At 43.3% G+C, this 233-nt stretch carries 1 protein-coding gene; it reads right to left on the bottom strand.

Annotated features, from left to right (window positions below; genetic code table 11):
- Nucleotides 1-233 (bottom strand): hypothetical protein (locus tag CWC11_RS21990; RefSeq protein ID WP_138684262.1); only part of this gene is annotated, 233 nt, incomplete at both ends.

Below are 233 nucleotides of genomic sequence, written 5' to 3'. Positions count from 1 at the left end.
CATGTTGTAAGCCCGCTGTTTCCGCTGTAAATGATTTCATAGCAACACGTGCTGCAATGTTATTACTCAGTAGGTAATTCAGCATTTTTGGTGCATTCCATGCTTGCCATGAAAATCCATAGGCATAGGTTTCTGATAATTTTGAGAATTGCTCTTTTACAGGCGACCGCCATGGCTCATCTGCAACCTTAAGTCCCCATGTGCTAGCTGCCTGAGCAAACTGTAGGTTATAC

Origin of the sequence: Pseudoalteromonas sp. S3178, assembly GCF_005886985.1 — a bacterium.
Taxonomy (GTDB): Bacteria; Pseudomonadota; Gammaproteobacteria; order Enterobacterales; family Alteromonadaceae; genus Pseudoalteromonas; species Pseudoalteromonas carrageenovora.
This window is presented reverse-complemented; position numbering and strand designations above follow the sequence as displayed.